The organism is Archangium sp. Cb G35 (genome assembly GCF_001896145.1).
Classification (GTDB): domain Bacteria; phylum Myxococcota; class Myxococcia; order Myxococcales; family Myxococcaceae; genus Archangium; species Archangium violaceum.
In genome coordinates this window covers 376,821-403,008 of sequence record NZ_MPOI01000011.1, presented here as the reverse complement: position 1 = coordinate 403,008, position 26,188 = coordinate 376,821, and the positions used below count along the sequence as shown (strand labels likewise).

The window sequence follows — 26,188 nt, the reverse complement described above, 5'->3', positions numbered from 1 at the left end:
GGAGAGGTGAGTCAGATGCGCGTCATGGTGAGCCCGCTGCTGGAGAAGATCCGCCGGCGGGAGGCGAGGGTGGGCGTGGTGGGGATGGGCTACGTGGGTCTGCCGCTCGGTATGGCGTTCGCGGAGGCCGGCTTCCCCGTGATGGGGCTCGACGTGGATACGCGGAAGGTGGACAACATCAGCAAGGGGGTGAGCTACATCAAGCACATTCCCAGCGCACCGCTGGCGGAGCTGACGAGCAAGGGCAAACTCAAGGCGACCACGGACTTCGCGAAGGCTCGCGAGATGGATTGCATCATCATCTGCGTGCCCACGCCGCTGACGGCGTCGCGCGAGCCCGACATGAGCTACATCGTGAAGACGGGCGAGGCGCTGTCGCCTCACGTCCGTCCCGGTCAGCTCTTCATCCTCGAGTCCACCACGTACCCGGGGACCACGGATGAGGTGCTCAAGCCCCTGCTGGAGAAGAGCGGCCTGAAGGCGGGCGTGGACTTCCACCTGGCCTTCAGCCCCGAGCGCGAGGATCCGGGCAACAAGAACTTCAACACCAAGACGATTCCGAAGATCGTCGGTGGCCACACCCCGGCGTGCCTCGAGGTGTCGCAGGCGCTCTACTCGAGCGCGCTCAAGGAGACGGTGGCCGTGTCCTCCACCCGCGTGGCCGAGCTGGCCAAGCTGCTGGAGAACATCTACCGCTGCGTCAACATCGCCATGGTCAACGAGATGAAGATGCTCTGCGACCGGATGAACATCGACGTGTGGGAGGTCATCAACGCCGCGGCGACCAAGCCCTTCGGCTTCCAGGCCTTCTACCCGGGCCCGGGCCTCGGCGGTCACTGCATCCCGATCGATCCCTTCTACCTGACGTGGAAGGCGCGCGAGTACGAGTTCCACACCAAGTTCATCGAGCTGGCTGGCGAGGTGAACACGCAGATGCCGTACTACGTGGTGACTCGCACCATGGAGGCGCTCAACAAGAACAAGAAGACGCTCAACGGGGCGAAGGTGCTGTGCCTCGGCGCGGCGTACAAGAAGGACATCGACGACATGCGTGAGAGCCCGAGCCTCCGGGTCATCACGCTGCTCAAGGAGAAGGGCGCCGAGGTCGACTACCACGACCCGTACGTGCCCCGCCTCGAGGAGGGCCACGGCTTCCACTTCACCATGCAGTCGGTGCCGCTGCACCCGGAGACGATCGGCAACTACGACGCCGTCGTCATCCTCACGGACCACTCGAGCATCGACTACAACATGGTGGTGAAGCAGTCGCAGTGCGTGGTGGACACGCGCAACGCCTGCAAGAACGTGGGCCCGGGCCGCGAGAAGGTCACCAAGGCCTGAGAGACAGCCAGGCGTGAAGGCGGACCGGCCCGGTTGCCGTTTCCGCCCGAACGCCGGAGGCCCCGCTTCGACGCCTTGAGGGGGGGCGCCGGGGCGGGGCCTCCGCTTTTTCACGGACGCCGGGTGCCGGGCGGGCCGTCCTCGGGGAGGGTCAGGTCCTCGGACGTGTAGTACGCGATGACCTGTTGCCGGTACTCGGGCCGCGAGTACACGTCCGGGCGGGGCCGCTCGATGACGTCCACGAGGACGCCCGCGGTCTCCTCGACGGATTGCGCGCCGGGAATCTTCCGCGAGTCCACGCCACCGCCGAGCGCGTTCACACCGAACTCCGTGGACACCACACCGGGCAGGAAGGTGGTGACATGGATGCCCGGGTATTGCTCGCGCAATTCCTGGCGCAGGTTGGCCGTCAGCGCGTTGAGCGCGTGCTTGGCCGCGTTGTAGGCCGAGCGCACCGGGACGTACGGCACCCGGCCCAGCATGGACGAGACGTTGATGATGTGCCCCGTTCCGCGCGCCTGGAAGTGCGGCAGCACCGCCTGGATGCCATAGAGGGCGGACTTGACGTTGACGCGCATCATCTCGTCGAAGTCCTCGTCGGTGAGCTGGGAGACGAGCTTGCTGATGCCGCGCCCGGCGTTGTTCACCCAGACATCCACGCGCCCGAAGCGGGCGAGCGCCACGTCCAGGATGCGCTGCACGTCCTCACGCCGCGACACATCCGCGACGACCGGGAGCGCCTCGGAGCCCGCACGTGCCGCCACCTGGCGCAACTCGGGCTCGCGCCGCGCGGCGAGCACCACCTTCCAGCCCTTCTTCCCCGCCTGCTCCGCCAGGGCGGCCCCGATGCCCGAGCTCGCCCCGGTGATCACCACCACTTTGTCGTCCATGAACGTCTCCTGAGGAACCCCTGTTCGCGGTGCTGTCTATCCCCGTGCCCCTGGACCGTCCAGGCAAGCGACGCGAGGGGGGTTTTCACCCGGCGTTCATGCGAGGTGGAACATGCCGGCTGGGGCGGGCTCGGCTAGAGTCGGGGGGTGCGAACCCGAAACTGGACAGTCCTTCCCCTGCTCGCCGCCTCCGTTCTGCTCACCGCCGCCGCGCCCCCTCCGGACGCGCGTGTAGCGCTGCTGGACGCGATGGCGGAGGAGCTCCAACGCAACCAGAAGCAGCTCAAGCTGCAGAACCACGAGCCGCCGTACTTCATGAGCTACCAGCTCAAGGAGGGCGAGCAGGCCGGCATCGTCGCCCGGTACGGGGCGATCTTCCTGGATGACACGTACCGCGATCGCAAGCTGTACGTGGACGTGCGGGTGGGCTCGTACGACTTCGACAACTCGGGACCCGAGGAGTACGACTTCTTCGGTGGCGGCAAGGGCTCCAGCTACATCGCCAACAAGGACGCTCCCGTCGACGACTCGCCGCTGGCGCTGCGCACCGCGCTGTGGCTGGTGACGGACGAGAAGTACAAGGCCGCGCTCTCGCAGTTCCTCAAGAAGAAGGCCGACAACGTCTACGCGGTGGAGGAGCCGAGCAAGACGGCGTCCTTCACCAAGGAGAAGCCGGTCACGTACGTGCAGCCGGCGGTGGCCTACCCGTTCGACCACGACCGGTGGGTCCGGGTGGCGCGGGAGGTGTCGGCGCGCTTCAAGGCGCACCCCGAGATTTTCGACTCGGAAGTGCGGGTGACGGCGGAAAGGACGAGGCGCCTGTTCGTGTCGACCGAGGGCAGCCGCATCGTGTCGGAAGAGACGATGTACGGGCTGCACGTGATGGCGGTGACGCGGGCCGAGGACGGGCAGCTGCTGGACAACTCGCGCAACTACTACTCGCCCACCGAGGCGGGACTGCCGGACGACAAGAAGCTGGCCGAGGCCGCCAACAAGGTGATCGAGGAGCTGCTGGCGCTGCGCAAGGCACCGGCGATCGATCCGTACACGGGCCCGGCGATCCTCGCGGCGGAGGCGGCGGGGGTGTTGTTCCACGAGACGATGGGGCACCGGCTGGAGGGTGATCGGCAGGATGGGGAAGGGGAGGGGAAGACGTTCCGGGGCCAGGTGGGCAAGCAGGTGCTGCCACCGTTCATCACGTTGGTGGATGACCCGACCGTGCGCAGGCTGCGGGATGAGCCGCTCAATGGCTTCTATGAGTACGACGAGGAGGGCGTGAAGGGGCAGCGGACGGTGCTGGTGGAGAAGGGCGTGCTGAAGGGCTACCTGCTGTCGAGGCGGCCGGTGGAGGGTTTCCTTCATTCGAACGGGCACGGGCGCAGCCAGGGCACGCGCAAGCCGGTGGCGCGCATGGCGAACCTGATCGTCGAGTCGTCGAAGCAGGTGGATGACGCGGAGCTGAAGAAGCAGCTGATCGCCGAGGCGAAGCGTCAGGGCAAGCCGTACGGGCTCATCATCCGGGACATCACGGGTGGCAACACGAACACGTCGAGCTACGGCTACCAGGCGTTCAAGGGTGTGCCGCGGATGGTGTACCGGGTGGACGTGAAGACGGGGCAGGAGTCGCTGGTGCGCGGGGTGGAGATCGTGGGCACGCCGCTGTCGTCGATCAACCGGATCATGTCGACGGGCCGCAAGCAGGGCATCTTCAACGGCTACTGCGGAGCGGAGAGCGGGAACGTGCCGGTGTCCACGGTGGCGCCGGCGCTGCTGCTGCAGGAGATCGAGCTGCAGCGCACGGTGGAGGGCAAGGACCGGCCCCCCATCCTGCTCAGCCCGACGGCGGGCACCACCGCCAGCGATGAAGTGAAGTAGGGGCTGCGGGGAGACAGGTTCAAATCCTGTCTCCCTGTTCAGTCAAGTGGTTGAAATCACTGGGTTATGGGCTGGCGGCTTTTCTCGTCTCCAGCCCGTCTCCATTTCTGGCCCCCTTCTCCTGTGGCAGCCACGCATGGGAGGGACAGGGGCCGCCTTGCATGAGGGGAGACCGGTCCGTAGGGGCAGAGGATGGCGGTTGGGGTAAGCCCAGGGCGGTGCGCCGCGCCGATGCCTTTGCCGTGCAGCACACATAGGGCACGCGCAGCGGCCCCTGTTCCTCCTCATACGACCTCACCGACGAGCAGTGGGCGTTGGTGGAGCCCTTCGTCCAAGCCAGCCAATGTGGACCCCAGGAGCAGTTGCATCCGCGCAGAGAGGTGGTGAATGCCATCCTCTACATCACCCACACGGGAGCGCAGTGGCGCTACATGCCGCATGACCTGCCGGACTGGCAGCTCGTCTACCACTACTTCGACGAGTGGAAGAAGGACGGCATGCTCAAGCGCCTCCACGACACGCTGCGAAAGAAGGTGCGCAAGAAGGTCGGCCACGAGGAGGCGCCGACAGCGAGCGTGCTGGACAGTCAGAGCGTGAAGACAACGGAGGAGGCGGAGACGAAGGGCTACGACGCGGGCAAGAAGGTGAAGGGCCGCAAGCGCCACCTGCTGGTGGACACGCTGGGCCTGGTGCTGCTGGTGTGGATGTCGACGGCGGATGTGCAGGACAGGGATGCAGCCCAGGCGGTGTTGCCCCTGGCGGCACACGACTACCCCACGCTTCAGAAGACGTGGGCTGACGGGGCCTATCAGGGTCAGCAGGTAGAAAAGGTGGCCAGTGAGAGCGGCATCACTCTCGAGGTGGTGTGGGCTTGCCCCGGTTACGTGGACAGTAGGATTAAGATGCCGACTTCTGCGGTAAGGCTGCAAGCTCAAAATCCACTGGACTGACATAGCCCAGCGTCGAGTGCCGCCTCTGGCGGTTGTAGAAGACCTCGATGTACTCGAAGAGCGCGGTGCGAGCCTGCTCGTGCGTGGCGAAGTCGGCGTCGTGGACGAGTTCCATCTTCAGACTGCTGAAGAAGCTCTCGGCCACGGCGTTGTCCCAGCAGTTTCCCTTGCGCGACATGCTGCACTGAATCCCGCGAGCAGCCAGCGCCTTCTGGTAGTCCTCGCTGGCGTACTGACTGCCCCGGTCCGAGTGGTGCAGCAGTCCTCGCGCTGGCTGTCGGCCCTTGAGGGCCATGTCCAGAGCGTTGAGCACCAGGTGCCGGTCGATGTTCTCGCTCATCGACCAGCCGACAATCATGCGAGAGAAGAGGTCCATGACGACTGCCAGGTACAACCAGCCCTGCCTCGTCCAGACGTAGGTAATGTCCGTAGCCCAGGAGCTGTTGGGCTGACCGGGGGAGAAGTCGCGCTCGAGGATGTTGGGAGCTACGGGCTGAGCGTGGCGTGAATCCGTCGTCTGCACGAAGCGACGCTTCTTGCGAGCAGCCAGGCTCTGTTGGCCCATGAGGCGGGCCACGCGCTTGCGACTCACCCGTAAATGCTCGCCCGAGCCCGTCGTGACGTGAGGGCCGAGGCATGAGCATGTCCGTCGCCCCCTGAAGGAGGCGGAAGCGATGGACATGAAGGAGCAGGCGGAAAAGTTCCGGAAGGCAGTGCTCGAGCGGGGAGGAGTGGGCCCGCGAGCGCGCTACACAGCGGAGCAGAGACAGGAGGCGGTGGAGTACGTGCGAGCCCGCCAGCAGCAGGGGGCGAGCGTGGAGGAAGCGGCGAAGGAGTTGGGCATGAGCAGTTGGACGCTCAGCCGGTGGGGCAGCGCTGCGCGCCGAGCCGGCAAGCAGCAGCCCGCGAGGGAGGCGCTGGTCCCCGTCGAGGTGAAGGCCGAGCGTGGCCAGGGGCGAGGAGGAGGGCTGGTGGTGCACGGGCCGGGGGGAGTCCGGGTGGAGGGGCTGTGCGTCGAGGACGCGGTGAGACTGCTGCGAGGGCTGCTGTGATTGGCTCCACGCGCAGGCTCGCGGTGTACGCCTACGGGCAGCCGTGCGACATGCGCAAGAGCTTCGATGCGCTGTGCGGGCTGGTGACGCAGGCGCTGGGGCGCGACTTTCTCTCGGGCGACGTCTTCCTGTTCGTCGGACGCGACAGGAAGAGGGCCAAGGCGCTCTTCTGGGACGGCACCGGGCTGTGCTTGTACGCCAAGAGGTTGGAGAAGGGACGCTTCGCGCCTCTGTGGCAGCGTGAGAGTGGCGCGCAGCCGCTTGAGTTGACGGTATCGGAGCTGGCCCTCTTCCTGGAGGGCAGCGAGTTGGTGGGACGAGCGCCGCTGTCGCCCGCGCCGTACACGCTGGCACCGCTCTTCCAGCCGGAAGCGGCTGGCGCGGTGACTTCGTGAGTCATGCGATGCGCACTACTTGCGCGGGAGGGTAAAGCCATGTCACTACCGGGTGCATGAGCTTCCACCTGGAGACGGAGAAGGACGTGGAGAGGCTGCGCCAGGCGGCCCTGCTGCTGGAAGCGGAGAACAAGCGCCTGGTGGCGCGCGTGGTGGAGTTGACGCGCAAGCTGATGAGCGCCCAGGGCAAGGACGCTGAGGAGTTGCAACTGCGCTTGCAGGAGTTGGAGCGGCAGCTGGCGCAGCGCACCGGCGAGTTGTTTGGCCGCTCCAGCGAGAAACGCCCCCAGCGCGAGCAGGACGAGGGGAAACAAGCCGGGCCGGCCGAGCCCGCGCCCGGCCACGGTCCACGCGCCCAGCCCACGCTGCCGCTGCTGGAGCAAGTGTACACGCTGGAGGAGCCGGACAAGCAGTGCCCCAAGTGCGGCGGGGCGCTGGCGGAGATGAAGGGTTGCTACGAGGAGGCCGAGGAGGTGGACGTGGTGGAGCGGCGCTTCGTGCTGCGCCGCCACAAGCGCCAGAAGTACCGCTGCGGCTGCGGCGGGTGCGTGGAGACGGCCCTGGGCCCGCCCAAGCTCCAGGCCGGCGGGCGCTACTCCGTGGACTTCGCCGTGGAGGTGGCCGTGGCCAAATACCTTGACCACATGCCGCTTGAGCGGCAAGCCAAAACCATGGAGCGCGAGGGGCTGGTGGTGGACAGCCAGACGCTCTGGGACCAGATAGAAGCCCTGGCGCGGTTGCTGTCCCCCGCGCACGAGGCGCTGCACGAGGCGCTGCTGACGCGCGAGATTCTGGGGGGAGACGAGACGCGCTGGCCGCTGCTGGGCAGCAAGAGCCAGACGCGCTGGCACGCCTGGGCGCTGTGCGCCCCCGACGCCGTGGTGTACCGGATACAGGAGGGCCGGGACACCGAGGCCGCGCGGAACATGCTCAAGGGCTTCCGCGGAATCCTCATGACGGATGGGCTGAGCACCTACGAGAGCGTGGCGGGCAAGAGCGCGGGCATGTCCCTGGTGAACTGCTGGATGCACGCGCGGCGCAAGTACGTGGAGTGCGCGGAAGCTTTTCGCCAGGCGAACGAAGCCCTGGACATGATTGCCGAGCTGTACGCGGTGGAGCGCGAGTACAAGGAAGGGCCTGCTGACTTGGAGCGTCTGCTGGCGCTGCGGCAGCAGAAGAGTCGTGCTGTAATCGAGCGCCTGCGGCAGTGGGCGTGCGAGCAGCGCGTGTTACCGGAGTCGGGCCTGGGCCAGGCAATCAAGTACATGAGCAACCGGTGGACAGGGCTGACGCGGTTTCTGACGGACCCACGGGTGCCACTGGACAACGGAGCCACCGAGCGCGCCATGCGCGGACTGGCGGTTGGCCGCAAGAACCACTACGGCAGCCGGAGTCGGCGTGGCACGGAGGTAGCGGCCCTCTACTACAGCCTGATGGAGACGGCGAAGCTGTGCGGGGTAGACCCCAAGCGCTACCTGCGAGAGGCCGCGCTGGCGGCCCTGCGTGGGGAGCCAATTCCCCTGCCCAACCAGCTCGAGCCGCCGGGGGCGGGCTGACGCGCCACACTCGCTTGCTGCATGTCCTGAGATGATTGGACGCCGCGGTGACTGTCGCACTGCGGTGAGCGACCCCTCATGCCCTGCGCTCGTCGTCAAGCTCCTCGGCTACGGGGATCGGCGAGCATTTACGCTGAAGGTGAGCCGTTTCTCCAACGGCGCTATCCACGAGTCTCGGGCATCCACCTCCACCATGCCCTGGCTACACCACTCCAGACGTCCTCTTGTACAGCACCACGTTTCCGGTCACGTCGAGCCCGACGCCTCTTCAACCAAGCCAATGCGGTGAACGGTTATTCAAGCTGAACCGGAATTGGGAACTTCGTCCACGACATCCTTCCTGAGTGAGTTCGTATTATTCGGTGCGGTGATGGCATCATCCCTGCTACTGTGCCGACACTATGGACCCCGTCGTCGCGAAGCGCATGGCCTCTGAGTTGCTCGGGAACGAGATCGCAGGGTGGCACCTCGAAGAGGTTTCGGGGTACGGGAAATCGGCGATCGTTTTTCGGGCTACGAAGGGTGGTAGCTCAGCCGCCGTCAAGGTGTTTGATCGGGAGATAGTGGAGCGATTTGGGCGCGCCTCGCAGCAGGAACGCGTATACCGCGAGCGTAAACTCATCGGTAAACATCACCCTCACCTCGTGGAGATCATCGACGCTGGATATGACGACGACAAAGCCGTGTTTTTCGTCGTGATGGAGTTCGTACCGGGACAGACTCTTGCCGATGCTTTGTTGAGCATCCCTCGTGACCGTATTCATACACTCATTGCTCAGGTCGCGGGCGCTGCTGAGTTTCTTGAGTCGCTAGGACTAGCACACCGAGATATCAAGCCCGAGAACATCGGGGTGTCCGCAGATTTCTCGTCTGCTAAGTTGCTTGATCTGGGAGTCGTCCGACCGATTGGCCTCGGTAACATCACTGACGAAGGAGACCAGAAGCGCTTTGTCGGCACACTGCGCTACAGCCCACCTGAACTGCTAATCCGCGAAGAGCAAGACACGCTCGATGGGTGGCGCGCCGTTTCGTTTTACCAGCTTGGAGGTGTTCTTCACGATCTCATAATGCAACGACCGCTGTTCGCGCATCACACGGAACCGTACGCCGAACTCGTTGAGGCTGCCCGCACCGAACTCCCTGCCATTAACGCCCCAGATGTGCCAGCAGACTTGCGACTCCTAGCCGCAAATTGTCTCGTAAAGGATCCAAGCCTTCGCTTGAGCTTGGTGAACTGGGCGTGCTTCCAGAAACCGCCCGCTGATCGAACCGATGCTCGTGCTGCTGCGCTGCGGGTTGCGCAGCGGAGAAGGGCTGCGACGACGGCCGCTTCCACTGTGCAGCGCGACTCCGAGTCCCGCAGGCAGATTGCGGAAGAGGTTCACCATGATCTCGCACGTATTATTCGTGCCGCTGTCGAATCCGACGACATTTTTCCCCCGCGGCGCATCGATACGAACGACTCCATCTCAGCCGTAAACGTGGTGTTCGCGCAGTCTGAGACGTACGCATTGCCGAGCCCGCTGCATGTGAGATTTCGGGTCGAAGTGACTGATGTTCCGTCGAAGGTCGTTCGGATCGCGGCAAACGCATTTATCTCGCGTAGTGGGGAACCGTCGGCAGATTCCGCTAATACCGTGCCCATCTTCGAAGGTGCCTACGGCGCCGGAGCGGTACTCGACGCCAAGATCGCAGATTACTTGACGCTCGCCCTCGACGCCTCGCAGCAGGATCCCGCAATCCATACAGACCTTGCTTTCTGGGTCAACGTGCCTCAGGGTAAATAATGGCTGACGATACATGGTGGCTTGATCTCAATGACCTTGATGACGAGCAGAAGGCCATCATCAAGTTGCCCCTAAACGGCAAGCATCTTCTGCTCGGTCCCCCAGGCTCTGGTAAAACGAATCTGGTGCTTCTTCGAGCATCGGATTTCGTTGGGTCGAAGAGACCGAATGTCATTGTTCTTATCTTCACGAAGGAACTGCAATCCTTCATCCAGCGCGGCAGCAAAAACTACAACGTCGCCGACGAGAAGATTCTGACCATAATGAAATGGTCCCTCGGTCTGCTGCGAGAGCACGGAGTCCGCACTGACGACTTGCCGGGAGACTTCGAGCCACGCAGGCTTGAGATTGCCTCTCGGCTTCACGCGCTCTTCGATCGGAAGCCAAAGCTTGAGCATCATCTGGAATGCATCCTTGTGGATGAAGTTCAGGACTGTTTAAAGCCAGAGATCGACCTGTTCTTCCGCGCCGCACGGCACGTGTTCTTTGCTGGCGACTCTCGGCAACAGATCTACCGAACCGATGACATTGTTGATTATGTAAAGAGCCGTGTGGATGAGACACTGGCTCTGACACACCACTACCGTAGTGGCCATGAGGTCTGTAAAGCCGCGGACGTCATTGGTAAGAATTTTGGCGAAGAGCCGATTCTTCCGACCAGCAACTATAAAGAATCAAAGGCAAAATCCGACGTCAAGTTTGTGCCGTGCGATGCAGAAGATCATCAAGCTGACGAAGTCATAAAGCGTCTGGAGATTCAGGTAAGAACGTATCCTGGCGAGCTGCTTGGGGTCATTTCTCCGCGCAATGAGGACGCCGCGCGTATTAGGGCTGCTATCGCCGCGTCGTCGCTCGCGCCGAATCTGATTGATGAAGGTGGCTTGGCATCCGACGATGACAAGACGATCCATGTCTGTAATATGTTCGATGCGAAGGGGCTCGAATATCGCGCCGTTCACATCACTCACGGACATAACGTTCACAGATTGAAGGAGAAGCAGAAGCGCACCGTATACACCAGCGTTACGCGGGCAAAGACATCCTTAACCGTGTACTATATAAAGCGGATTCCAGCTTACCTGGAGGAAGCTCGCGATGAGGCTGGTCCAAAAATGCGGGCGGACGCTCGCAGCTTGTTTCCGGGGAGAAAGAAGTGATGTTCGCTCAACAGTTCCAGCGGGCTACGCTCATAGACCTAATCGGTGGAAAGCGCCGTGCAAACGCTGCTCGACTGCCAAATCTTCGGCATGCCTCCGGGATGGTGTATCCTGGGACCAGCGTAGCCATCTGGAGTACGGACCCGACAGAAACAGCTAACGTTCTTCCGCACCTGATTGTAACGCCAGATGGGGAGGCGCAGGCTCTGCTCTCTTGGATTATGACGTATGCGCCGGCGCTGCGCCCATTCACAGCCTACTGCCGTATTATCGAGCTTGAGGAATTCAACGCACGTGCCCGTGCTTGGCGTGAACCAGTTTTGAGCCGCGTTGACACTTCGATCGTTGGCGGAATCATCGGCGAGATCCTATCTTACCAATTTGCATCGGAGCGTTTGGCGCGTGGTGACCTGACGGCCTCGGCGTTTCAGAGCAGTTTGTTGTATGCCCTCGCACGCGAGCATGCACTTTGCGGTGCGGCTATGCCCGCCGCTGATTTGGCACAGCGTTGGTTGCGCTCACGCAGTTTGACACAGCAACCGAACAGAGGTGTTCCCGCTGACGACATTGCTGAAATTGCAATGTTTTTGCAGGGGCTAACCAAAGAGCCTGCGACCGCGCCTCGCTCTCGCGACGATCTTTTCTCGCGGCTTGGTCGCGAGTTATTCGAGGGCGGCGCCGTACTCGACACGCTGATTCCTGGCGTTAATGAAGACGCCCTCATCAGTGGGACACGGGAGGAGCGAGTCGTCGCCTTTGAGCGGATCTCAAAGTCGCTAGCCGCTAGTGATGCCCCCTCCCAGGAAGGGAGCTTCATGGTCGGTTATATTGCGAGTCGCATTTTTCCTGGATCATTGCGTCACGCATCACTCGTTACGCCTCTGCTTGAACGATTCAAGACATCCCTCATTTGGTTCGGCGTGTGCGCAGGTTTTCAACCCGAAACTCACGTGCTCGACGAATATGGTGGGATTGGACGGCGAACGCTACGTGATCTGCTGATGCCCGAGGCTCTGGTCGGCTCTCCGCAATGTGACATTGCTATAATGGAGTTGGACGCTCTTTTGACTGGCGATCGGCGCATAGAGGACTTCACGCACGGTAATCCTTACTACCTAGTGGTGGAACTCGCGCCCGGTGTTTATTCATCCGTCAACTGGCCCACAAAGCGTCGTCACCCTGCGACGGAGAATACCGGAGGCAACACGGAGAAGAGTCACCGCATTGCTCGTGAGTTGATTACTCGCGACCTCGAAGCGATGCGCCGCCAACTGGGTGAGATAATCCGTGCACTTGGCGGAGAACCGTCCTCCGCTTCGTCGTACGAAGATCTTTTCGGTGCGCTTTCTAGCAAGAGGGGGCGCAAGAAATAGAGTGAGAGGGTTTGAACCGGAGCAGTCTGGCGAGTCGACGGAACATGAACCGGTTCATTCCCGGATGGATAAACGCTTCAGCAGACCTCGCTATTGGGGCAACCTGCGGATGGCCTTGCTCCATCCCATGGAGTCGGCGGGCCGTGAAGCCGCCGCCTCTGTGAGGCTTGAGCCTACGCGCGGTTGAGGGTGAACTCGACCTCGCCCCAGGCGATGCGGTGGTAGCGCTCGGCGTAGCGGTTGAACAGGCTGTGCGGCCAGCGCCTTGCCCTCGGAGGTGGCTGCCAGCACGCCGTACAGCGGCTTGAGGTCCTTCATGCGCCCCTCCTCGCCCAGGAAGGACTCCGTACGCCCCAGGGCCGGCGCCCAGCCAGCCCGCAGCGACGCCGTCAGCCACGACACCAGCACCTCCGCGTTCTGGCTCTTCGTCAGATGGAAGCGCTCGTCCAACTGCTGGAACACGTCTTTCGGAGCATATGCGGCATGGGAGACCTGTTGCGGGGGAGGGCCGGGGTAGGTGGTGGGCCAGGAGGGCATTGCGACAGGCCCTGGACGGTGAATGAGGCCCCCAAGGAGGCCAGCACGTCGCGCTCCAGGCGAACCACTGCCTTGCGCGGGCGAGCGGTTGCCGCGAGCTGCTTGAGAGGGTGCAACCCTCAGCCGAGAGTTACTCCCAGAGCGCCTGCTGCGCTGGCCCCAGCGCTGGAGCCAAGCGCGGCGGCCGCTCGGGCAGCTGAAGGTGACGGAGAATGCGCCGGATGAGGGCGCCCTGCGTCAGGTATGCCAGCACCCGTCGCTGGCCTCCGCACCTTGGGCACGAGCGTCGTCGCGCAGGCGCAGAGGAGCGCGAGCGCGGCGGAAAACACGAGGTAACGCTGAAGGGATGGACGGCGGCCGGAGCTGTTTCTATGGGGATGTACGCTCATTGGGGATCAAATGGATTCGCCCCACCGTGTATCGCGTTTTCGCTGCCAGTGAATCCCACAGGGTAGCCGGAGCAGCGCCGAGCAACCCATCCCGCTCCCACCGGGAGAGGGCTGGGATGAGGGTCATCGAGCCCGTGGCTCGGTGGCTGCGTCATGCTCAGGGGAACGGGTATCCACGTTCCGGGCGAGAGCGCTGCACCTGACGCGTAGACCCGAAGCACATCTCTTCGAGGGATGGGTGGCTAGAAGAACTGCTCTACCGATGTATCGTTTTTCCATTCCAGATAGTCTGGTCAGGGGATTACCGTGGAGCCACCAGGAGGAGGCCTGTCATGGCAACGGAGAAGGTAACATTCAGGGTTTCATGGAACGAGGCGGTCGAAGCACGGCTCACTTACCTCATCGATAATGGCACCATTGTGCTCGACCCTCACAGCGACAAGGACGACGTGTCCGGCAAGCAGGAACTCACCATCTCATACGACGTACCGAAGTCCGATATTCACCGCATCGAGTGGTTGCTCTGGTTTCCGAACAAGAAGCTAACGGGCCTAGTCGCCGTGGCGCGCTATAAATCCGACAAGAAATTCTCCCCCCTCAACAAGGGAAGTGGAAGTGAGAAGGAGAACCGTTGGGAAGACTCGGGGGCACTGTGATCCGGAGCGTCATGGCGTGGCTTTCATTGGCCTATCTCAGCCTAAACGGGGCCGCCGTGGCTGCCCCAGACCTGGAGCAACTCAAGCAGGCGAGCCTCGAAGAGCGCAAGTGCCTCTGCAAGCAGCTCGATTCAAAAGAGTTGAGCAAGCAGGTACGCCCCAAAGCCCGGTTCGTTCGCGTTCGCGAAACCACGTCACCGGTGGATGCACAATCGGCGGCGGGTGAACTCCTGGCCCGTGCGGAGGTCGCGCTCCAGGCTTCGGTCGAAGGCGCAAAGGCGGGATTTACCATCGCGCCCCTTCAGTTCGACAAGGACTATGCCGGACCGGTGAATGTCCAACTAACGGTCGCCGCCTTCGAGGATGGAAGGACACGACTGGGGGCGGCTCTCAATCTCGCGTACACTGCGGCCGACCCATCTCCGCAGGATCTCGGCCTTTCCTTCTGTGGCTATGACGAAGCTGCGTATCGGGCGAGCCTCGACAAGCTCGGCTCCTCCATGAACCAGACCTGCGAGCTGATCGCGGCGCTGCCGGATCCTGCCCCGACCTTCGCTCCGGGGGAGGAGCCGCGCGAACGGCAGACATGGCGAACCTCCCGGTTCCTCTGTGGCGTTGCAGAGGCTCCTCAGGTTGAACCTCCTACCGCACCAGGCGCATGCAAGGTCGCATGGACGTTCGAGGATGCTGCCGCACGGATTGTCAGGGCCCTGGACAACGAGACGGAGCGGCTGAATGCGCTCGGTGCTCCAGCCCAGAGCGAGCGGACTCAATACACCGAGAAATTGAGGGCCATCAACATCGAGCAGACGGCCCTGAAGGATTACAAAACGCCCGGTTTCCTCTCAGGGATTGACGACGACGCACTGAAGGTCTCCATCCGCCGGTTTGCGTGGAAAAGCACCCGTTGGGTGGTCGGCGTCGATGGACGCATTGAAGCGTTCCCTCAAACGTTCGGCTTCAACCCGGATCCAGACCCCGAGAAGAACCCACTACCGCAGGCGCAGCTGTCCGCCTGGAGGATAGAGCTGGCAGGCTCCGTCGGTCGCGAGCGGGCATCCCTCAAGCTCGGGCTGCTGTTTGGCCAGGAGCGAACCAAACACACCGATCCTCTCGATCTGCTGAGCGTCGGACCGTCAGTCAAGGTCAGCTATGTCCTAGGATCACTCGCAGGTGAGCTCACCGACCCCACTGGGAATCTGCTGTTACGCAAGGGGGAGTTGCCTCCGCTGCTGCTCTTGGGCTTTGATAGCTCCGTCGCCTTCGCGACGGTGCGGCCCAAGACGCATCCGCGCCCGGTGGATAAGGCTAACGCGGCAGTCTGGCTCGAGTTTCGCTTCACCGAGAAACTGGCGGTTCGGACGGGTCTCCAGCTGGACGTGAAAACGGTCACGCGGGCGGGCGACACCACCAAAACTCCGCCCATTACCGAGCTGCGCGATCTCCAGTACTCGATTCCTGTGTTCGTGCTGACCGCGATGCAGTTCTGAACGTGCAGGCCTTCATTGGCCTGACTCGATCCGGGGGGCCACGGTTCGACGCGGCCCCCTGAGTGGGCACCGCGGCTCACTCCTGGGCCAGCTACGGACAGCGTTGTCCCTCACCCCTGCATACAACATCAAGGCAGCAGCCCGCGCTCTCGGGCCAGGGACAGGGCGCGAGCGTTCTCAGGCACCTGGTGCAGGAAGCGCTCACGCTGGGGCGCTTCGGGAATGTCCTCGGCGCGTGCGTGGAGCATAGGCGGCATGGGAGCGCTGTTGCGGGGGAGGGCCGGGGTAGGTGGTGGGCCAGGAGGGCCTTGCGACATGCGCTGGAAGGTGAAGGAGGCCCCCCAAGGAGGCCTGCACGTCGCGCTCCAGGCGCACCACTGCCTTGCGAGGGCGAGCGGTTGCCGCGAGCTGCTCGAGAGGGAGCGACCCTCAGCCGAGAGTGACTCCCAGAACGCCTGCTGCGGTGGCCCCAGCGCCTCAGCCCGGTGACGTGGGCAGCGGGGTTGATGGTGACAACGCCGTTGACACGCACCGGGGCGGCGCTGACGCGTCAGTTGACACGTCAGACAACCCGTCTGACACAAGCGTTCCTCGCGGTGCGGGCCCTCCGCTACTCCGAGGGGCTCGCGGCTGTGCACTGGCATTCGTCTTGCTATGGTGCGCTCGCTCGAGGCTCTCACTCAACGCAGGAACAGGAGACATCCATGCTGCTCAAGGACAAGGTCATCATCGTCACCGGCGCCACGTCTGGCATTGGAGCCGCTACCGCCATGGAGGCGGCCCGGCAGGGCGCCCGGGTGGTGCTCGCCGGCCGCCGCGAGGAGAAGGGCGAGGCGTTGGCGGGTCACATCCGAGCCAACGGAGGCCATGCGCTCTTCGTCCGCACGGATGTCTCGAAGGAGGCCGACATCGAGGCTCTCGTCGCGCGCACCGTTCGCGAGTACGACAGGCTGGATGGTGCCTTCAACAACGCCGGCATCCCCGGCCCCCTTGGGAAGCTCGCGGACCTCCCGCCGGCCGAGTACCGCCAGCTCATGACGGTCAACCTGGACTCCGCCCTCCTTTGCATGCGCTACGAAATCCAGGCGATGAAGAAGCGCGGTGGCGGCTCCATCGTCAACTGCGCCTCCATCCTCGGAGTCGTCTCCGGGCCCGGCTTCAGCGCCTACTCGTCGGCCAAGCATGGATTGCTGGGCATGACCAAGGCCGCGGCCCTCGACTATGCGACGGAGGGCATCCGCGTGAACGCAGTGCTGCCCGGTCCGATCGAGACGGAGCTCTGGGGCCACGTCGACCAGGGCGAGCAGCTCCGCCATGCCTTCGTCGAAGGCGTGCCGATGCAGCGCGCCGCCCGCTCGGAGGAGGTGGCCAGGCCGGTGCTGTTCCTGCTGTCCGACTGGTCCTCGTACGTCACCGGCACGACGCTCGCCATCGACGGCGGGTATACGGCCCGGTAAGGCCCCCGGCCACTCGTGAGGCAAGGGCCCGGTCATGCACCCGCGACCGGGCCCGCGGTCATGGCGGAGCCCGTGCCTGTCAGCGCAACCAACCGATGAAGAGCGTGTTGGTGGGCCCGGGCCAGAACGATGCGGGCGCCAGGGCGATACCGCGCGCGAGGAGCTCGTGCACTGGCAGCTCGCTCTCGAGCTCGTCGCGCCGTACCAGGTAGAGCCTTTGGCTCCATGCCGCCCCGCAGACACCCCACGAGGATTCGTCACGGCCGATGAGGATGTAGACCAGCGCCTGGGTGTCATCCGGGGAGAAGTCCAGCACCCGCAGTGCGGTGGCCTCCTGGCGCAGCAGCGAGAGGGTCTGGGTCCCGGCCTCCAGCCGGTAGAAGCTCTGCGGGAGCGGCGTCATCCCCTGGCACTCCAATTGAGGCCGCTCCGGGGTCTTCGCGGTGAAGAGCCCCGCGGGTCGCTGGTGGTACCAGAGCAGGTGTCCCCACGACGGAGCCTTCAGGAGGTGCTCGACCGTGAAGGTCTCGTCTACCCGGACGAGGGTGGGGCGCTGCTGCGGGACGGGTTCTCCCGAGATGAAAGCCCGAGTGCCATCGGTCGAGACAACCGGATTCCAGGCCGGACGTGTCCGCATGATGCCCGTGGGCAGGTGGAGGGTGCCGAGAAGCCGGCCCCCCTCGGGCGTGCTGGCCTTCTCATCACACACGCTGGCGAAGGTGAGCTCGTCTCGAGGCGAGGACCACGTCAGGAGTTGGACCTGGCCCAAGGGCTTCCCGGTCAACACAGGAGTCACCTGGCCCGAGGCCACCTCCACCACGTGAAGGGTCAGGTGCGAGCAGCCTTGTTCGAACGTCTCGAGTGCATAGGCCAGCCGGGTGCCATCGGAGGACCACACGAAGGAGCCTGACCGCGTCTGGCCCTCCGGAAGAGGAACCTCGCGCAGGTCGACGAGCTTGCGCCTGCCGGTCCCGTCGGCGTTCATGACGAAGAGGAGCTCCCAATGGCCCCTGAGGCCGGGCGCATGCTCCGGAAGCTGGACCTTTCCGGCGACGACAGGATGACGCTCGGCGTAGGCCACTCGCCGGCCATCGGGAGAGATGACAGCGCCGTTGAAGGGGCCCTCCAGACCCGGTCGCGGCCAAGCCGCCACCCTCCCGCTGTCGGTGAGCTGTTGGTGCCGACTCCCGTCGAGTGACTGCACCCAGAGGTCTTTCCTCGGGCGCTCATCCTTGATGTACAGCAGGCCGTGCCAGGAAGCGGGGGCAGGCTGCTTCTGGGTCGTGGCCGGAACCGCGGGTGCATGCTGACAACACAGCAGCACCACCAGTAGACCGAACCAGGAGCGACGACCGACTGAGGAGACATACGTCATCCGTCGATCGTAGACGAGCTCACGCCACCCACCCCTTCATTCTCTGGACCCGGGGAGGCCTCGATTTCTCCTATGCTCCGGCTCGATTCACGAGGCCCGACATGCTGACCGATACACAAGTACGCGAGCTCTACGCGAACGGAAGATTCGCCCCTGCCGATTGGGCGGAGTGGCAGAAGAACTATTCGGAGTTTCTCGGCTGGGTGCGCTCTCTCAGCGACGCGGAACTCCGGAACCCGGCGAGCCAGGAGCGCCTGTGGAAGGCACGCGCCATTACCCCTGTAGGTCCGGGCGAGAGCGTCAACGTGACGGGGGCCTTCACGGACTCCGAGGTCGTTGATGGCTTCGTGGCGTTGCGAAAGAAGAAGTGGCCGGCGGATCCCACCTCCCGCGCCGAGGCCATCCAGGAGGAAGGCGAGCGCATATTGCGTCTCGTTCGCGAGCGGCACGCCAAACGGCAACCGTATGCCAAGCTGTGGCGGGCCTTCGCCGCACTGCTCCCCACCGAATTCCACTGCATCTTCCGGTACGAGGCCCACGTTCGAGCAACGAAGCTGCTGCTGCCCGAGGGCTCGGAGCCGAGTCACGTACTCATCCGCGCGCGCCTGCGCGAGGTGCTCGGGCCCGAGGGCGGCGACATGGCCGAGCACGTGCGGCGCTCGACCTTCTGCTGGTGGCTGCACGAGCAGTTCGACGCCATCTCCCGTGGAACGGCTCCCATCGCCTCGGTGGCCACGTCCGCGGACCGTGACTCCAGCCCTCTCACCCTCTGGCCTTACGGAAAGCAGTTCAAGGGCAACTCCTGCCCCAGCAACGCCCTCGAGCTGTACCGGCGAATCATCCAGGAGTGCCTCCCAGGCACTCCGCGTGCGGACCTGGTGGAGATCCTCCGGAACCTGCCCGAGTTCTCCTCCCAGTCACCCAGCGCGCTCCGTGTCCACATCTCCCGAATCGCGGGCCTCGGCCTGCTCGAGTCACAGGGCGACACCCTGCGGCCGACGGACGCGGGGGAAGGCCTGCTCGAGAACGACCTCCCCGACGTGCTCGTCGAGCGGATGATCGAGCGCGTCTTCCCCTTCGCGGGCCTGCTGCGCTTCCTGGCCGCCGGGCAGCGCGCCACGGGCGAAATCCACCGGCACCTGCAGACGCTCTACCCCAACTGGACGGAGACCATGGGGCCGTCTCAGCTCGCGAAGTGGGCGAAGCTGCTCGACCTGCTCGAGCCCACGCCGGATGGGCGCTACCGGCTCACCGCCTATGGCGAGGGGTGGGAGAAGCGGCTCCCGTCGGTGCTCCCTGCGGCTCCGATGACGGAGCAGGACCGGGAGGATGCCGAGCGGACCGGCGCCCAGGCCGCCAGCGGGGATTCCTCCACGGCCGGGAAGAAGGAGTGGCCTACGTTCGAGCAACTCCGCCGCGCCTTCGCCGAGGATGAGACGGCGAAGGCCTTCGTTCTCCACGATCGCCAGCTGCGCACGCTCCACCTGGCATGGCACTGCAATCCGCAGCGGCGCTTCGTGCTGCTGGCGGGGCTCTCGGGAACGGGGAAGACCGCGGTGGTCCGGCAGTACGCGCGGCTCTATTGTCAGGCCCTCGGCCTGCCGCTGAACGAGCACGTCGCCGTGGTTCCTGTCTCGCCCGACTGGCGCGACCCCACGGGACTGGTTGGCTACCTCAATGCCCTGCACGCGGAACCGACGTTCCAGGCCGAACCGGCGCTGCGACTCGTGCTTCGCGCGGTGCGAGACTCCGCGAACCCGTACTTCCTCGTGCTCGATGAGATGAACCTGGCGCGTGCCGAGCAATACTTCGCGCCCTTCCTCTCGACCATGGAGCAGGACAACGGGCGGCTGCACTTCCACAGCCACGAAACGCCCGTCAACGACGTGCCTCCCTCGGTATCCTGGCCAAAGAACCTCTTCATCGCGGGCACCGTCAACATGGACGAGACCACCCACCCGTTCAGCGACAAGGTGCTCGACCGCGCGTTCACGTTGGAGTTCTGGGAGGTGGACCTCGAGAACTTCTTCAGCCGGCAGGCGCGGCGGCAGCCGGACGTCGAGCAACTTCTCATCGAGCTGCATGGCCTCCTCGAGCCCTCGCGCCGGCACTTCGGCTACCGGACGGCGGGAGAGGTGCTGGCCTTCGTCACCGCAGCGGGCGAGGACATCTCGCCGGACCTGCGCGCGGAGTTGCTGGATCAGGCAGTGCTCGCCAAGGTGCTCCCTCGCATTCGCGGCGAGCAGTCCGCGGAGTTCGAGGCGATGCTGCAGGCGCTCCGGAAGCTCTGCGTGGCCCGAGCCCTCCACCGGAGCGCCGCCAAGGTGGCGCAGATGGAGGCGACGTTGAAGACAACCGGCATCACCCGGTTCTGGTCCTGATCATGGAGGTGTACGAGCGGCGAGGTGAGCCACTCCCCCTCACGGAGGGAGTGCTGTACCTCGAGGAGGCACGGCAATACTTCGTCGCCCCCGAGGCTGGAGGCCCTGGCGACACCCGGGCGTCACTGGGTCCGCTCGCGCTCGAGTGGGACTCGGAGGAGCGCGCGTTCCGGCTTCCCATCGCGCAATGGGTGGGAGCCCAGGTGCTGCGCGTGGCCAGCAAGGGGGAGGAGTGGACCGCTGCCGTCCAGGTCGTGCCGCGCGCGGACAAGCTCTCCGAGCACGCCTGGGCGGTGCTGCTCTCGGACCTGGAGGCGTGGCTTCCAGCGCTCAGCGTGGGAGAGCAGCCGGGCCTCCAGGGAGCGGTCGTCACGGGTGGCTCCCGGGTATCGCACCTCGTGGAAGCAGTGCTCCCGCTCGTACCTGCCTTGATGAAGGCAGTCCGCGAAATCATCTCCGCCCCCCGCCAGCGGACCAGTCGCAGCGAGACCGTTCTCCCGGCGAATCGGGTGCGGCGGGTGGAGAGGAGCACGCTGGGATGGCTCGAGCGGCACCCGGAGGCCGCGCGGGCGCTGAGCGCTCGGTGGGACACGGAGGCGGACGCGAGACGCCCACCGCTCGTGCCCGCGGGGCTCGCGACCGAGACGCTCGACCATCCGGCGAACCGCTATGTGGCGTGGCTGGTGCGGTCCATTGCGCGGGACCTCGGCACCTACGCGGAAGTTCTACAGGGAACCACCCAGGGGGGCGCGGCGCCCGCGGGGACCGACGCTGGAGACTGGGTCCGGTGGTGCGCCGCACGCGCGGAGGCACTGCGCGAGGCCTCCGCGGTGCTCCAGGCCCTTGGACGACGCTCCTGGCTGGCGGCCCTGACGCCGTCTCCGCCCACCGAGGCGGCGATGGCGGTCGTGGTGGACGACCCCAGCTACGCTCGGCTCCACCGGCTGGGACGGCACTTCCGCTCGCCGCTGTTCCGGCTCGGCACGGTCCCCGACGCGCCGGGGGCGGCAACCCGCCCGTCTTACGAGCTCTACGAACTGTGGACGTTCCTGGCGCTCCGCGGACTGCTGGGAAGGCTGCTCCCGGAGTACCAGTGGACGTCCCAGGGACTCGAGCCGCTCGCCACCCTGGGCGAGCCCCTCGACGGAGCCTCGTTCGAGGGCACTGGCCCAGGGGGCACGCTGCGGCTCCTCTTCAACCCGACCTTCCGCGGGTACCTGTCACGGGGCAAGGCACCTCGCTTCAGCGTCTCGGGGGAAAGGAGACCAGACCTGGTGCTGCTCTGGAGTGAGGGAGAGCGGCGGCGCTGGGTGTGCCTCGATGCCAAGTACCGCGTCGCGAGGGACGGCCTCTCTGACGCCTTCGAATCGGCACACCTCTACCGGGACAGCCTGCGATGGCCCGAGTGGGGCGGTCGCTGCGAGGCGGCCGTGCTCCTGGCACCGGCGGAACTCCCCGCTTGTGCCCCCTGGTTCGAGCCAGGCTTTCTCGCGGAGCACCAGGTGGGCGTCTTCCGCCTCACGCCTGGAACCGAGCCAGGGCCACTGTCCGAGTGGTTGGCCAGACTGCTCGAACGGTGACCCTACCCGTTCGCCGCGCATGGGGGCGCCTCGCGCCGGGGGCAGATGAACCGCGGGCTCAGATGCGGCAGACGCCTTCCACGCAGCGCTCGCCCGAGGGGCAGTCGCAGTTGACGGAGCACGTCTTGCCGCTGCTCGGGGTGGACGAGGGCATGCAGTAGCCAACCTTGCACACGGAGCCGCTGGGGCACGCGGTGCTGGAGGTGCAGGGCGAGCGGCAGGCACCGTCCACGCAGTCTGAGCCGGTGGCGCACTGAGCCGCGCTGGTGCACGCGGGGGACGGGCGCGGACGGCACAGGCCACTCGCGCACGTCTCCGTGGAGGCGCACTGCGAGTCGTAGGAGCAGCCACTGAGGCAGGCGCCGTTGATGCAGTAGCTGCCCGAGGCACAGTCCGTGTTGCGCACGCAGTTGCCCGGCGTGCCCGCGTCCCCGGGAGGAGGCGTCGGGCAGGAGGTTCCGCCATCGGCCGGAGGAGGCCGGGTACCGCCGTCACCCGTCCTCGAGCGGCAGTAGTAACCATCACACCATCCACCCCGGCCGCAGTCCGAGTCACGCGAGCACGCGTGGTTGCACACGCCATTGACGCAGGTGTCTCCGGAAGCGCAGTCCCGCGAGCTGGTGCAGGACTTGGAATCCAACGGAGTGTCCTCACACATCCCGCGCATGCAGTACTGGCTGGCGTGGCAATCCGAGTCGTCGGCACAGGAGTGGTGCTCGTCCCCGCACCATTCTCCGTGCTCACCGTGGTAGTCCGTGATGATGCATCCGGAGGCAAGGCCCACGATGAGCGCGAGCAGGGGGGGCACAAGGGAAGCGCTGCGGGGGAGAACGTTCGGCATGGAGCACTCCGTGAGGGCGGTGCTTCCCAACATGGGCAAAGATTTTCCCGGCACCATGGGCGGCCGGAGCCTGCGACGCCTTCTGGACGTCTGGAGATGCGGCTCTGTCGTTCAGCCGTACTTCCGTCACCCCCTCGTCCAGGGTCCCCAAGTAGGAAGGTTCGCGCGCTGCTGTAGAAGCGGTGCAGGTCAGATCGCCTGTGATAACTTCGCGCGCTCCTCGGCGCGGAGGTGCTCGTGCGACGTCCTGTTCATCTGTGCTCGGTTGCTCTGGTCGTACTCTCGGTGCTCGGTGGGGTCAGCGGCTGTCGCGATGACTCGACAACCCAGCCTCCTGACCCTCAACCACCGGGGTCCAGCGGCCCGAAGCTGCCGGGGCTCGAAGGATCGGTGGACATCGTCGTGGACGATCGCGCGGTGCCGCACATCTACGCGTCGTCCCTGCACGACGCGGCGCTGGTGCAGGGCTACCTGATGGCGCGCGACAGATACCCGCAGATGGAGATCCTCAAGCGCAACGTGACCGGGCAGCTCGCCGAGCTCATCGGCACGCCGTCCGCGTCAGCCTTGGCGGGGGACGTCTCCGCGCGGGTGATTGGCTTCAAGCGGGTGGCGGACCGGATCTACCCGGCGCTGAGCGCGGACTCGCCGGCGAAGATCGCGCTGGATGCGTTCGCCGCGGGCGTGAACGTGTACATCGCGGAGGTGCGCAGCGGCACGTCGAAGCTGCCCCCGGGCGCGGAGCTGCTCGGGCCGATGGTGAGCAACCCCGCGGCCTTCAAGGACTGGACGCCGCAGGACTCGTTGGCGATTGGCCGGTACCTGTCGTACTCGCTGTCGTATTCGGCCGAGGACGACACGGGACTGACCCAGGCGCGGATGGCGGTCGCTGCCGCCTTCCCCACGGGCAACCCCCGCGCGGGGCTCTTCCGGGACTTCTGGGCGTTCGCGCCGGCACGTGACGTGTTCACTCGGGACGGGCTCTCCCTGGCGGGAGAGGGGGCGGACGCGGCGAAGAGCCGGGCAGCCCGGAAGCTCTCGAGCGAGTCCGTGCTCCCGAACGGCGAGGTGCTCGCGAATGCGCAGGGGTTCTTCGACGCGGCGAGGCGGCTGCGCGAGGTGATGGGTGACGAGAGCCGTGGGTCGAACAACTGGGTGGTGTCGGGGTCGAAGACGGCCTCGGGAGCGCCGCTGCTGGCGAACGATCCGCACCTGCAGCTGCCGAGCCCGCCGCTCTTCTGGTACTCGCACCTGAACACGAAGCGGGCGGGCGGGAAGCTGGACGTGGAGGGAATCTCCCTCGTCGGCGTGCCCGGCATCATCCTGGGCTTCAACGACCGCATCGCCTGGGGCAGCACGACGGCGAACCACGACGTGACGGACGTGTACTCGGAGGCGCTCACTCCGGGGGCGAACGGCGGGCCGGATACGGTGCTCTTCAAGGGGAAGCAGGTGCCGATCGAGATCATCACGGAGACGATCAAGGTCGCGGGGCGGGAGGACGTGGTGCTGAAGCTGGAGCACGTTCCGCACCACGGCATCATCATCCCGACGATCCAGAACGGCGCGGTGGTGCCGCGCACCGAGAACAGGGCGCTGTCGGTGCGGTGGACGGGCGACGAGGTGTCCAACGAGATTGCCGCGTTCCTGGGGTTGAACGCGGCGGCGAACGCGGCCGAGGCACGGGAGGCGCTCGAGAACTTCAAGGTCGGAGCGCAGAGCTTCGTGGTCGCCACGCACACGGGAGACATCTTCTGGTCCACGCAGTCGCGGCTGCCGGTGCGGGATGCCCGGGCGCTGACGTATGACCCGGTGACGCAGACGGGGCTGTCACCCGCCATGGTGCTGCCGGGTGATGGGAGCTGTGAGTGGGTTGGGGAGCTGGAGACGCAGTTCCTCCCGCAGGACACGAACCCGTCCAAGGGCTTCATCGCGACGGCCAACAACGATCTCGTGGGCACGACGAAGGACGGCAACCCGTTCAACGACGCGCACTACATCGGGTTCAAGTACGACGTCGGGCACCGGATCGCTCGCATCACCGAGCGGCTCCAGACGCTCGTGAGCAAGGGCGGCGTGACGCCGGAGGACATGATGGCGCTCCAGGGCGACCACCGCTCGCCGCTGGGAGCGCTGCTGGCGCCGAAGTTCGTGGAGGTGGCGAAGCGGGTGCAGGAGGAGCGGTCCACGCCCGGCACCCACCCCGAGCTGGCGGACCTGGTGCAGCGGTCCACCAGTGCGGACCTGGACGTGCTGCAGCAGGTGGCGAACCGGCTGGCCGCATGGACGTATGAGACGCCGCCGGGCGTGAATATCGGGGACGGCGAGCCCTCTGAGGCGGAGATCTCGGACTCCGTCGCGACCTCGATCTTCAACGCCTCCGTGCCGCGGCTGATCAAGCTCGCGTTCGATGACGAGATCAGTGCCATCCGCCTGCGTCCGGCCAGCGGCTTCATGGCCAAGGTGCTTCAGTTGGCCATCCTGAATCCGAGCAAGCTCGCGACGTACAGCACCGCTCAGGGCGACACGGTGCTGTGGGACGACCTCTCGACGACTGGCGTGGTCGAGACTCGGGACGAGCGGATCGCCGCGTCCATGATTCTCGGAGCCAACTACCTGCGCGACAAGCTGGGTGCGGATCAGACGCAGTGGCGGTGGGGCAAGCTGCACACGGTGAAGCTGGTCTCGCTGGTGCCGCCGGCGCCGGGCGAGAGCGCTGCCACGATCCCGGCGCCGGGTGACACCACCTTCCCGAACGGCTTCCCGCGGCCGGGAGACAACTTCGTCGTGGACGCGTCGCAGTTCGGGCTCTCGGACCCGGAGAAGTTCTCGTACGAGAACGGCCCCGTGCAGCGCCTGGTGGTGGAGATGACGCAAGAGGGGCCTCGGGCGTGGAACGCGCTGCCGGGCGGCCAGGTCTTCGACCCACGGAGCCCGCACCACGCGGACGAGATGGAGCACTGGCGCCGGAACAAGGCTCCTGCCCTCTACTTCACGGATGCGGAGGTGAACGCGCACCGGGCCTCGAGCATCTCGTATGCGCCAGCCGGCGACTGAGCCACCTGCGGCTCCGTGAGGCGTGTGCGATTGGATGCAGGCTCGCCCC

At 65.3% G+C, this 26,188-nt stretch carries 18 protein-coding genes and 2 pseudogenes; 15 read left to right on the top strand and 5 right to left on the bottom strand.

Features of this window, described 5'->3' with window-relative positions; translation table 11 throughout:
- Positions 1-15 precede the first annotated feature (15 nt).
- On the top strand, positions 16-1,341 hold the full coding sequence (locus BO221_RS32285) for a nucleotide sugar dehydrogenase (RefSeq protein ID WP_073564670.1): 1,326 nt from the start codon (positions 16-18) through the stop codon (positions 1,339-1,341).
- Positions 1,342-1,451: 110 nt separating this feature from the next.
- On the opposite strand, the gene BO221_RS32280 is transcribed toward BO221_RS32285, so the two are convergent.
- Positions 1,452-2,231 (bottom strand): SDR family oxidoreductase, encoded by a 780-nt coding sequence (locus tag BO221_RS32280; protein WP_073564669.1) that lies wholly within the window; start codon positions 2,229-2,231, stop codon positions 1,452-1,454.
- A 147-nt stretch (positions 2,232-2,378) separates the two neighbouring features.
- Between BO221_RS32280 and BO221_RS32275 the strand changes: the two genes are divergently transcribed.
- Together BO221_RS32275 and BO221_RS32270 are read left to right on the top strand one after the other, a co-directional pair.
- Entirely contained in the window at positions 2,379-4,106 is a 1,728-nt protein-coding gene (locus tag BO221_RS32275; RefSeq protein WP_073564668.1) for a TldD/PmbA family protein, read from the top strand.
- Between the two features lie 296 nt (positions 4,107-4,402).
- Positions 4,403-5,056 (top strand): annotated as a pseudogene (locus BO221_RS32270) (IS5 family transposase); the annotation flags it as partial.
- On the opposite strand, the pseudogene BO221_RS32265 reads toward BO221_RS32270, so the two are convergent.
- A pseudogene (locus BO221_RS32265) lies at positions 5,004-5,651 on the bottom strand (IS3 family transposase); the annotation flags it as partial. The pseudogenes BO221_RS32270 and BO221_RS32265 overlap by 53 nt on opposite strands.
- Before the next feature lie 79 nt (positions 5,652-5,730).
- Here BO221_RS32265 and BO221_RS32260 point away from each other — a divergent pair.
- The 6 genes from BO221_RS32260 to BO221_RS54130 all read left to right on the top strand — a co-directional run bounded on the left by BO221_RS32260 (position 5,731) and on the right by BO221_RS54130 (position 12,376).
- Entirely contained in the window at positions 5,731-6,108 is a 378-nt protein-coding gene (locus BO221_RS32260) for a transposase (RefSeq protein ID WP_073564666.1), read from the top strand.
- Positions 6,105-6,503 carry an IS66 family insertion sequence element accessory protein TnpB gene (tnpB, locus tag BO221_RS32255; RefSeq protein ID WP_083681689.1) on the top strand — a complete coding sequence of 133 codons (399 nt, stop codon included), beginning with the start codon at positions 6,105-6,107 and terminating at the stop codon, positions 6,501-6,503. Before BO221_RS32260 ends, tnpB begins: the two co-directional genes overlap by 4 nt.
- 56 nt (positions 6,504-6,559) lie before the next feature.
- Positions 6,560-8,059: an IS66 family transposase gene (locus BO221_RS32250; RefSeq protein WP_073564665.1), complete on the top strand. Its 1,500-nt coding sequence runs from the start codon at positions 6,560-6,562 to the stop codon at positions 8,057-8,059.
- A 425-nt stretch (positions 8,060-8,484) separates the two neighbouring features.
- Positions 8,485-9,846, top strand: coding sequence for a serine/threonine-protein kinase (locus BO221_RS32245; RefSeq protein ID WP_158079953.1), 1,362 nt, complete (start codon positions 8,485-8,487; stop codon positions 9,844-9,846).
- Positions 9,846-11,003 carry an ATP-binding domain-containing protein gene (locus BO221_RS32240; protein ID WP_073564663.1) on the top strand — a complete coding sequence of 386 codons (1,158 nt, stop codon included), beginning with the start codon at positions 9,846-9,848 and terminating at the stop codon, positions 11,001-11,003. The genes BO221_RS32245 and BO221_RS32240 overlap by 1 nt, the downstream gene beginning before the upstream one ends.
- Positions 11,003-12,376 (top strand): hypothetical protein, encoded by a 1,374-nt coding sequence (locus tag BO221_RS54130; protein WP_143195801.1) that lies wholly within the window; start codon positions 11,003-11,005, stop codon positions 12,374-12,376. The genes BO221_RS32240 and BO221_RS54130 overlap by 1 nt, the downstream gene beginning before the upstream one ends.
- A 90-nt stretch (positions 12,377-12,466) precedes the next feature.
- On the opposite strand, the gene BO221_RS32235 is transcribed toward BO221_RS54130, so the two are convergent.
- The gene (locus tag BO221_RS32235) at positions 12,467-12,838 is read right to left on the bottom strand and encodes a leukotriene A4 hydrolase C-terminal domain-containing protein (protein ID WP_073564662.1); all 372 of its coding nucleotides are present in this window, start codon (positions 12,836-12,838) and stop codon (positions 12,467-12,469) included.
- Between the two features lie 796 nt (positions 12,839-13,634).
- Between BO221_RS32235 and BO221_RS32230 the strand changes: the two genes are divergently transcribed.
- From BO221_RS32230 to BO221_RS32220, 3 genes are all read left to right on the top strand, one after another.
- The gene (locus tag BO221_RS32230) at positions 13,635-13,958 is read left to right on the top strand and encodes a hypothetical protein (RefSeq protein WP_073564661.1); all 324 of its coding nucleotides are present in this window, start codon (positions 13,635-13,637) and stop codon (positions 13,956-13,958) included.
- Positions 13,959-13,969: 11 nt separating this feature from the next.
- Positions 13,970-15,448, top strand: a complete 1,479-nt coding sequence (locus BO221_RS32225) for a hypothetical protein (RefSeq protein ID WP_143195800.1) — start codon at positions 13,970-13,972, stop codon at positions 15,446-15,448.
- A 704-nt stretch (positions 15,449-16,152) separates the two neighbouring features.
- Positions 16,153-16,905, top strand: coding sequence for an SDR family NAD(P)-dependent oxidoreductase (locus BO221_RS32220; protein ID WP_073564659.1), 753 nt, complete (start codon positions 16,153-16,155; stop codon positions 16,903-16,905).
- Positions 16,906-16,984: 79 nt separating this feature from the next.
- Here BO221_RS32220 and BO221_RS32215 read toward each other — a convergent pair whose 3' ends face one another.
- Positions 16,985-17,890, bottom strand: coding sequence for a hypothetical protein (locus tag BO221_RS32215; protein WP_073564658.1), 906 nt, complete (start codon positions 17,888-17,890; stop codon positions 16,985-16,987).
- A gap of 491 nt (positions 17,891-18,381) precedes the next feature.
- Between BO221_RS32215 and BO221_RS32205 the strand changes: the two genes are divergently transcribed.
- Positions 18,382-20,661: an McrB family protein gene (locus BO221_RS32205; protein WP_073564656.1), complete on the top strand. Its 2,280-nt coding sequence runs from the start codon at positions 18,382-18,384 to the stop codon at positions 20,659-20,661.
- Positions 20,662-20,663: 2 nt separating this feature from the next.
- A complete protein-coding gene (locus BO221_RS32200; RefSeq protein ID WP_083681687.1) occupies positions 20,664-22,241 on the top strand; it encodes a DUF2357 domain-containing protein in 1,578 nt (525 codons plus the stop codon).
- Positions 22,242-22,299: 58 nt separating this feature from the next.
- On the opposite strand, the gene BO221_RS32195 is transcribed toward BO221_RS32200, so the two are convergent.
- Positions 22,300-23,082, bottom strand: coding sequence for a Dickkopf N-terminal cysteine-rich domain-containing protein (locus tag BO221_RS32195; protein ID WP_158079952.1), 783 nt, complete (start codon positions 23,080-23,082; stop codon positions 22,300-22,302).
- Between the two features lie 390 nt (positions 23,083-23,472).
- Here BO221_RS32195 and BO221_RS32190 point away from each other — a divergent pair, with 390 nt between their 5' ends.
- Complete coding sequence (locus BO221_RS32190) at positions 23,473-26,139, top strand: penicillin acylase family protein (protein WP_073564653.1); 2,667 nt, start codon at positions 23,473-23,475, stop codon at positions 26,137-26,139.
- Positions 26,140-26,188 lie beyond the last annotated feature (49 nt).

Coding starts and splice junctions, on each gene's coding strand:
- BO221_RS32230 (WP_073564661.1), top strand. CDS start 13,635: ATGGCAACGGAGAAGGTAACATTCAGGGTTTCATGGAACGAGGCGGTC.
- BO221_RS32220 (WP_073564659.1), top strand. CDS start 16,153: ATGCTGCTCAAGGACAAGGTCATCATCGTCACCGGCGCCACGTCTGGC.
- BO221_RS32240 (WP_073564663.1), top strand. CDS start 9,846: ATGGCTGACGATACATGGTGGCTTGATCTCAATGACCTTGATGACGAG.
- BO221_RS32205 (WP_073564656.1), top strand. CDS start 18,382: ATGCTGACCGATACACAAGTACGCGAGCTCTACGCGAACGGAAGATTC.
- BO221_RS32285 (WP_073564670.1), top strand. CDS start 16: ATGCGCGTCATGGTGAGCCCGCTGCTGGAGAAGATCCGCCGGCGGGAG.
- BO221_RS32225 (WP_143195800.1), top strand. CDS start 13,970: ATGGCGTGGCTTTCATTGGCCTATCTCAGCCTAAACGGGGCCGCCGTG.
- BO221_RS32250 (WP_073564665.1), top strand. CDS start 6,560: ATGAGCTTCCACCTGGAGACGGAGAAGGACGTGGAGAGGCTGCGCCAG.
- BO221_RS32245 (WP_158079953.1), top strand. CDS start 8,485: ATGGCCTCTGAGTTGCTCGGGAACGAGATCGCAGGGTGGCACCTCGAA.
- BO221_RS32200 (WP_083681687.1), top strand. CDS start 20,664: ATGGAGGTGTACGAGCGGCGAGGTGAGCCACTCCCCCTCACGGAGGGA.
- BO221_RS32215 (WP_073564658.1), bottom strand. CDS start 17,890: ATGAACGCCGACGGGACCGGCAGGCGCAAGCTCGTCGACCTGCGCGAG.
- BO221_RS32280 (WP_073564669.1), bottom strand. CDS start 2,231: ATGGACGACAAAGTGGTGGTGATCACCGGGGCGAGCTCGGGCATCGGG.
- BO221_RS32260 (WP_073564666.1), top strand. CDS start 5,731: ATGGACATGAAGGAGCAGGCGGAAAAGTTCCGGAAGGCAGTGCTCGAG.
- BO221_RS54130 (WP_143195801.1), top strand. CDS start 11,003: ATGTTCGCTCAACAGTTCCAGCGGGCTACGCTCATAGACCTAATCGGT.
- BO221_RS32195 (WP_158079952.1), bottom strand. CDS start 23,082: ATGCCGAACGTTCTCCCCCGCAGCGCTTCCCTTGTGCCCCCCCTGCTC.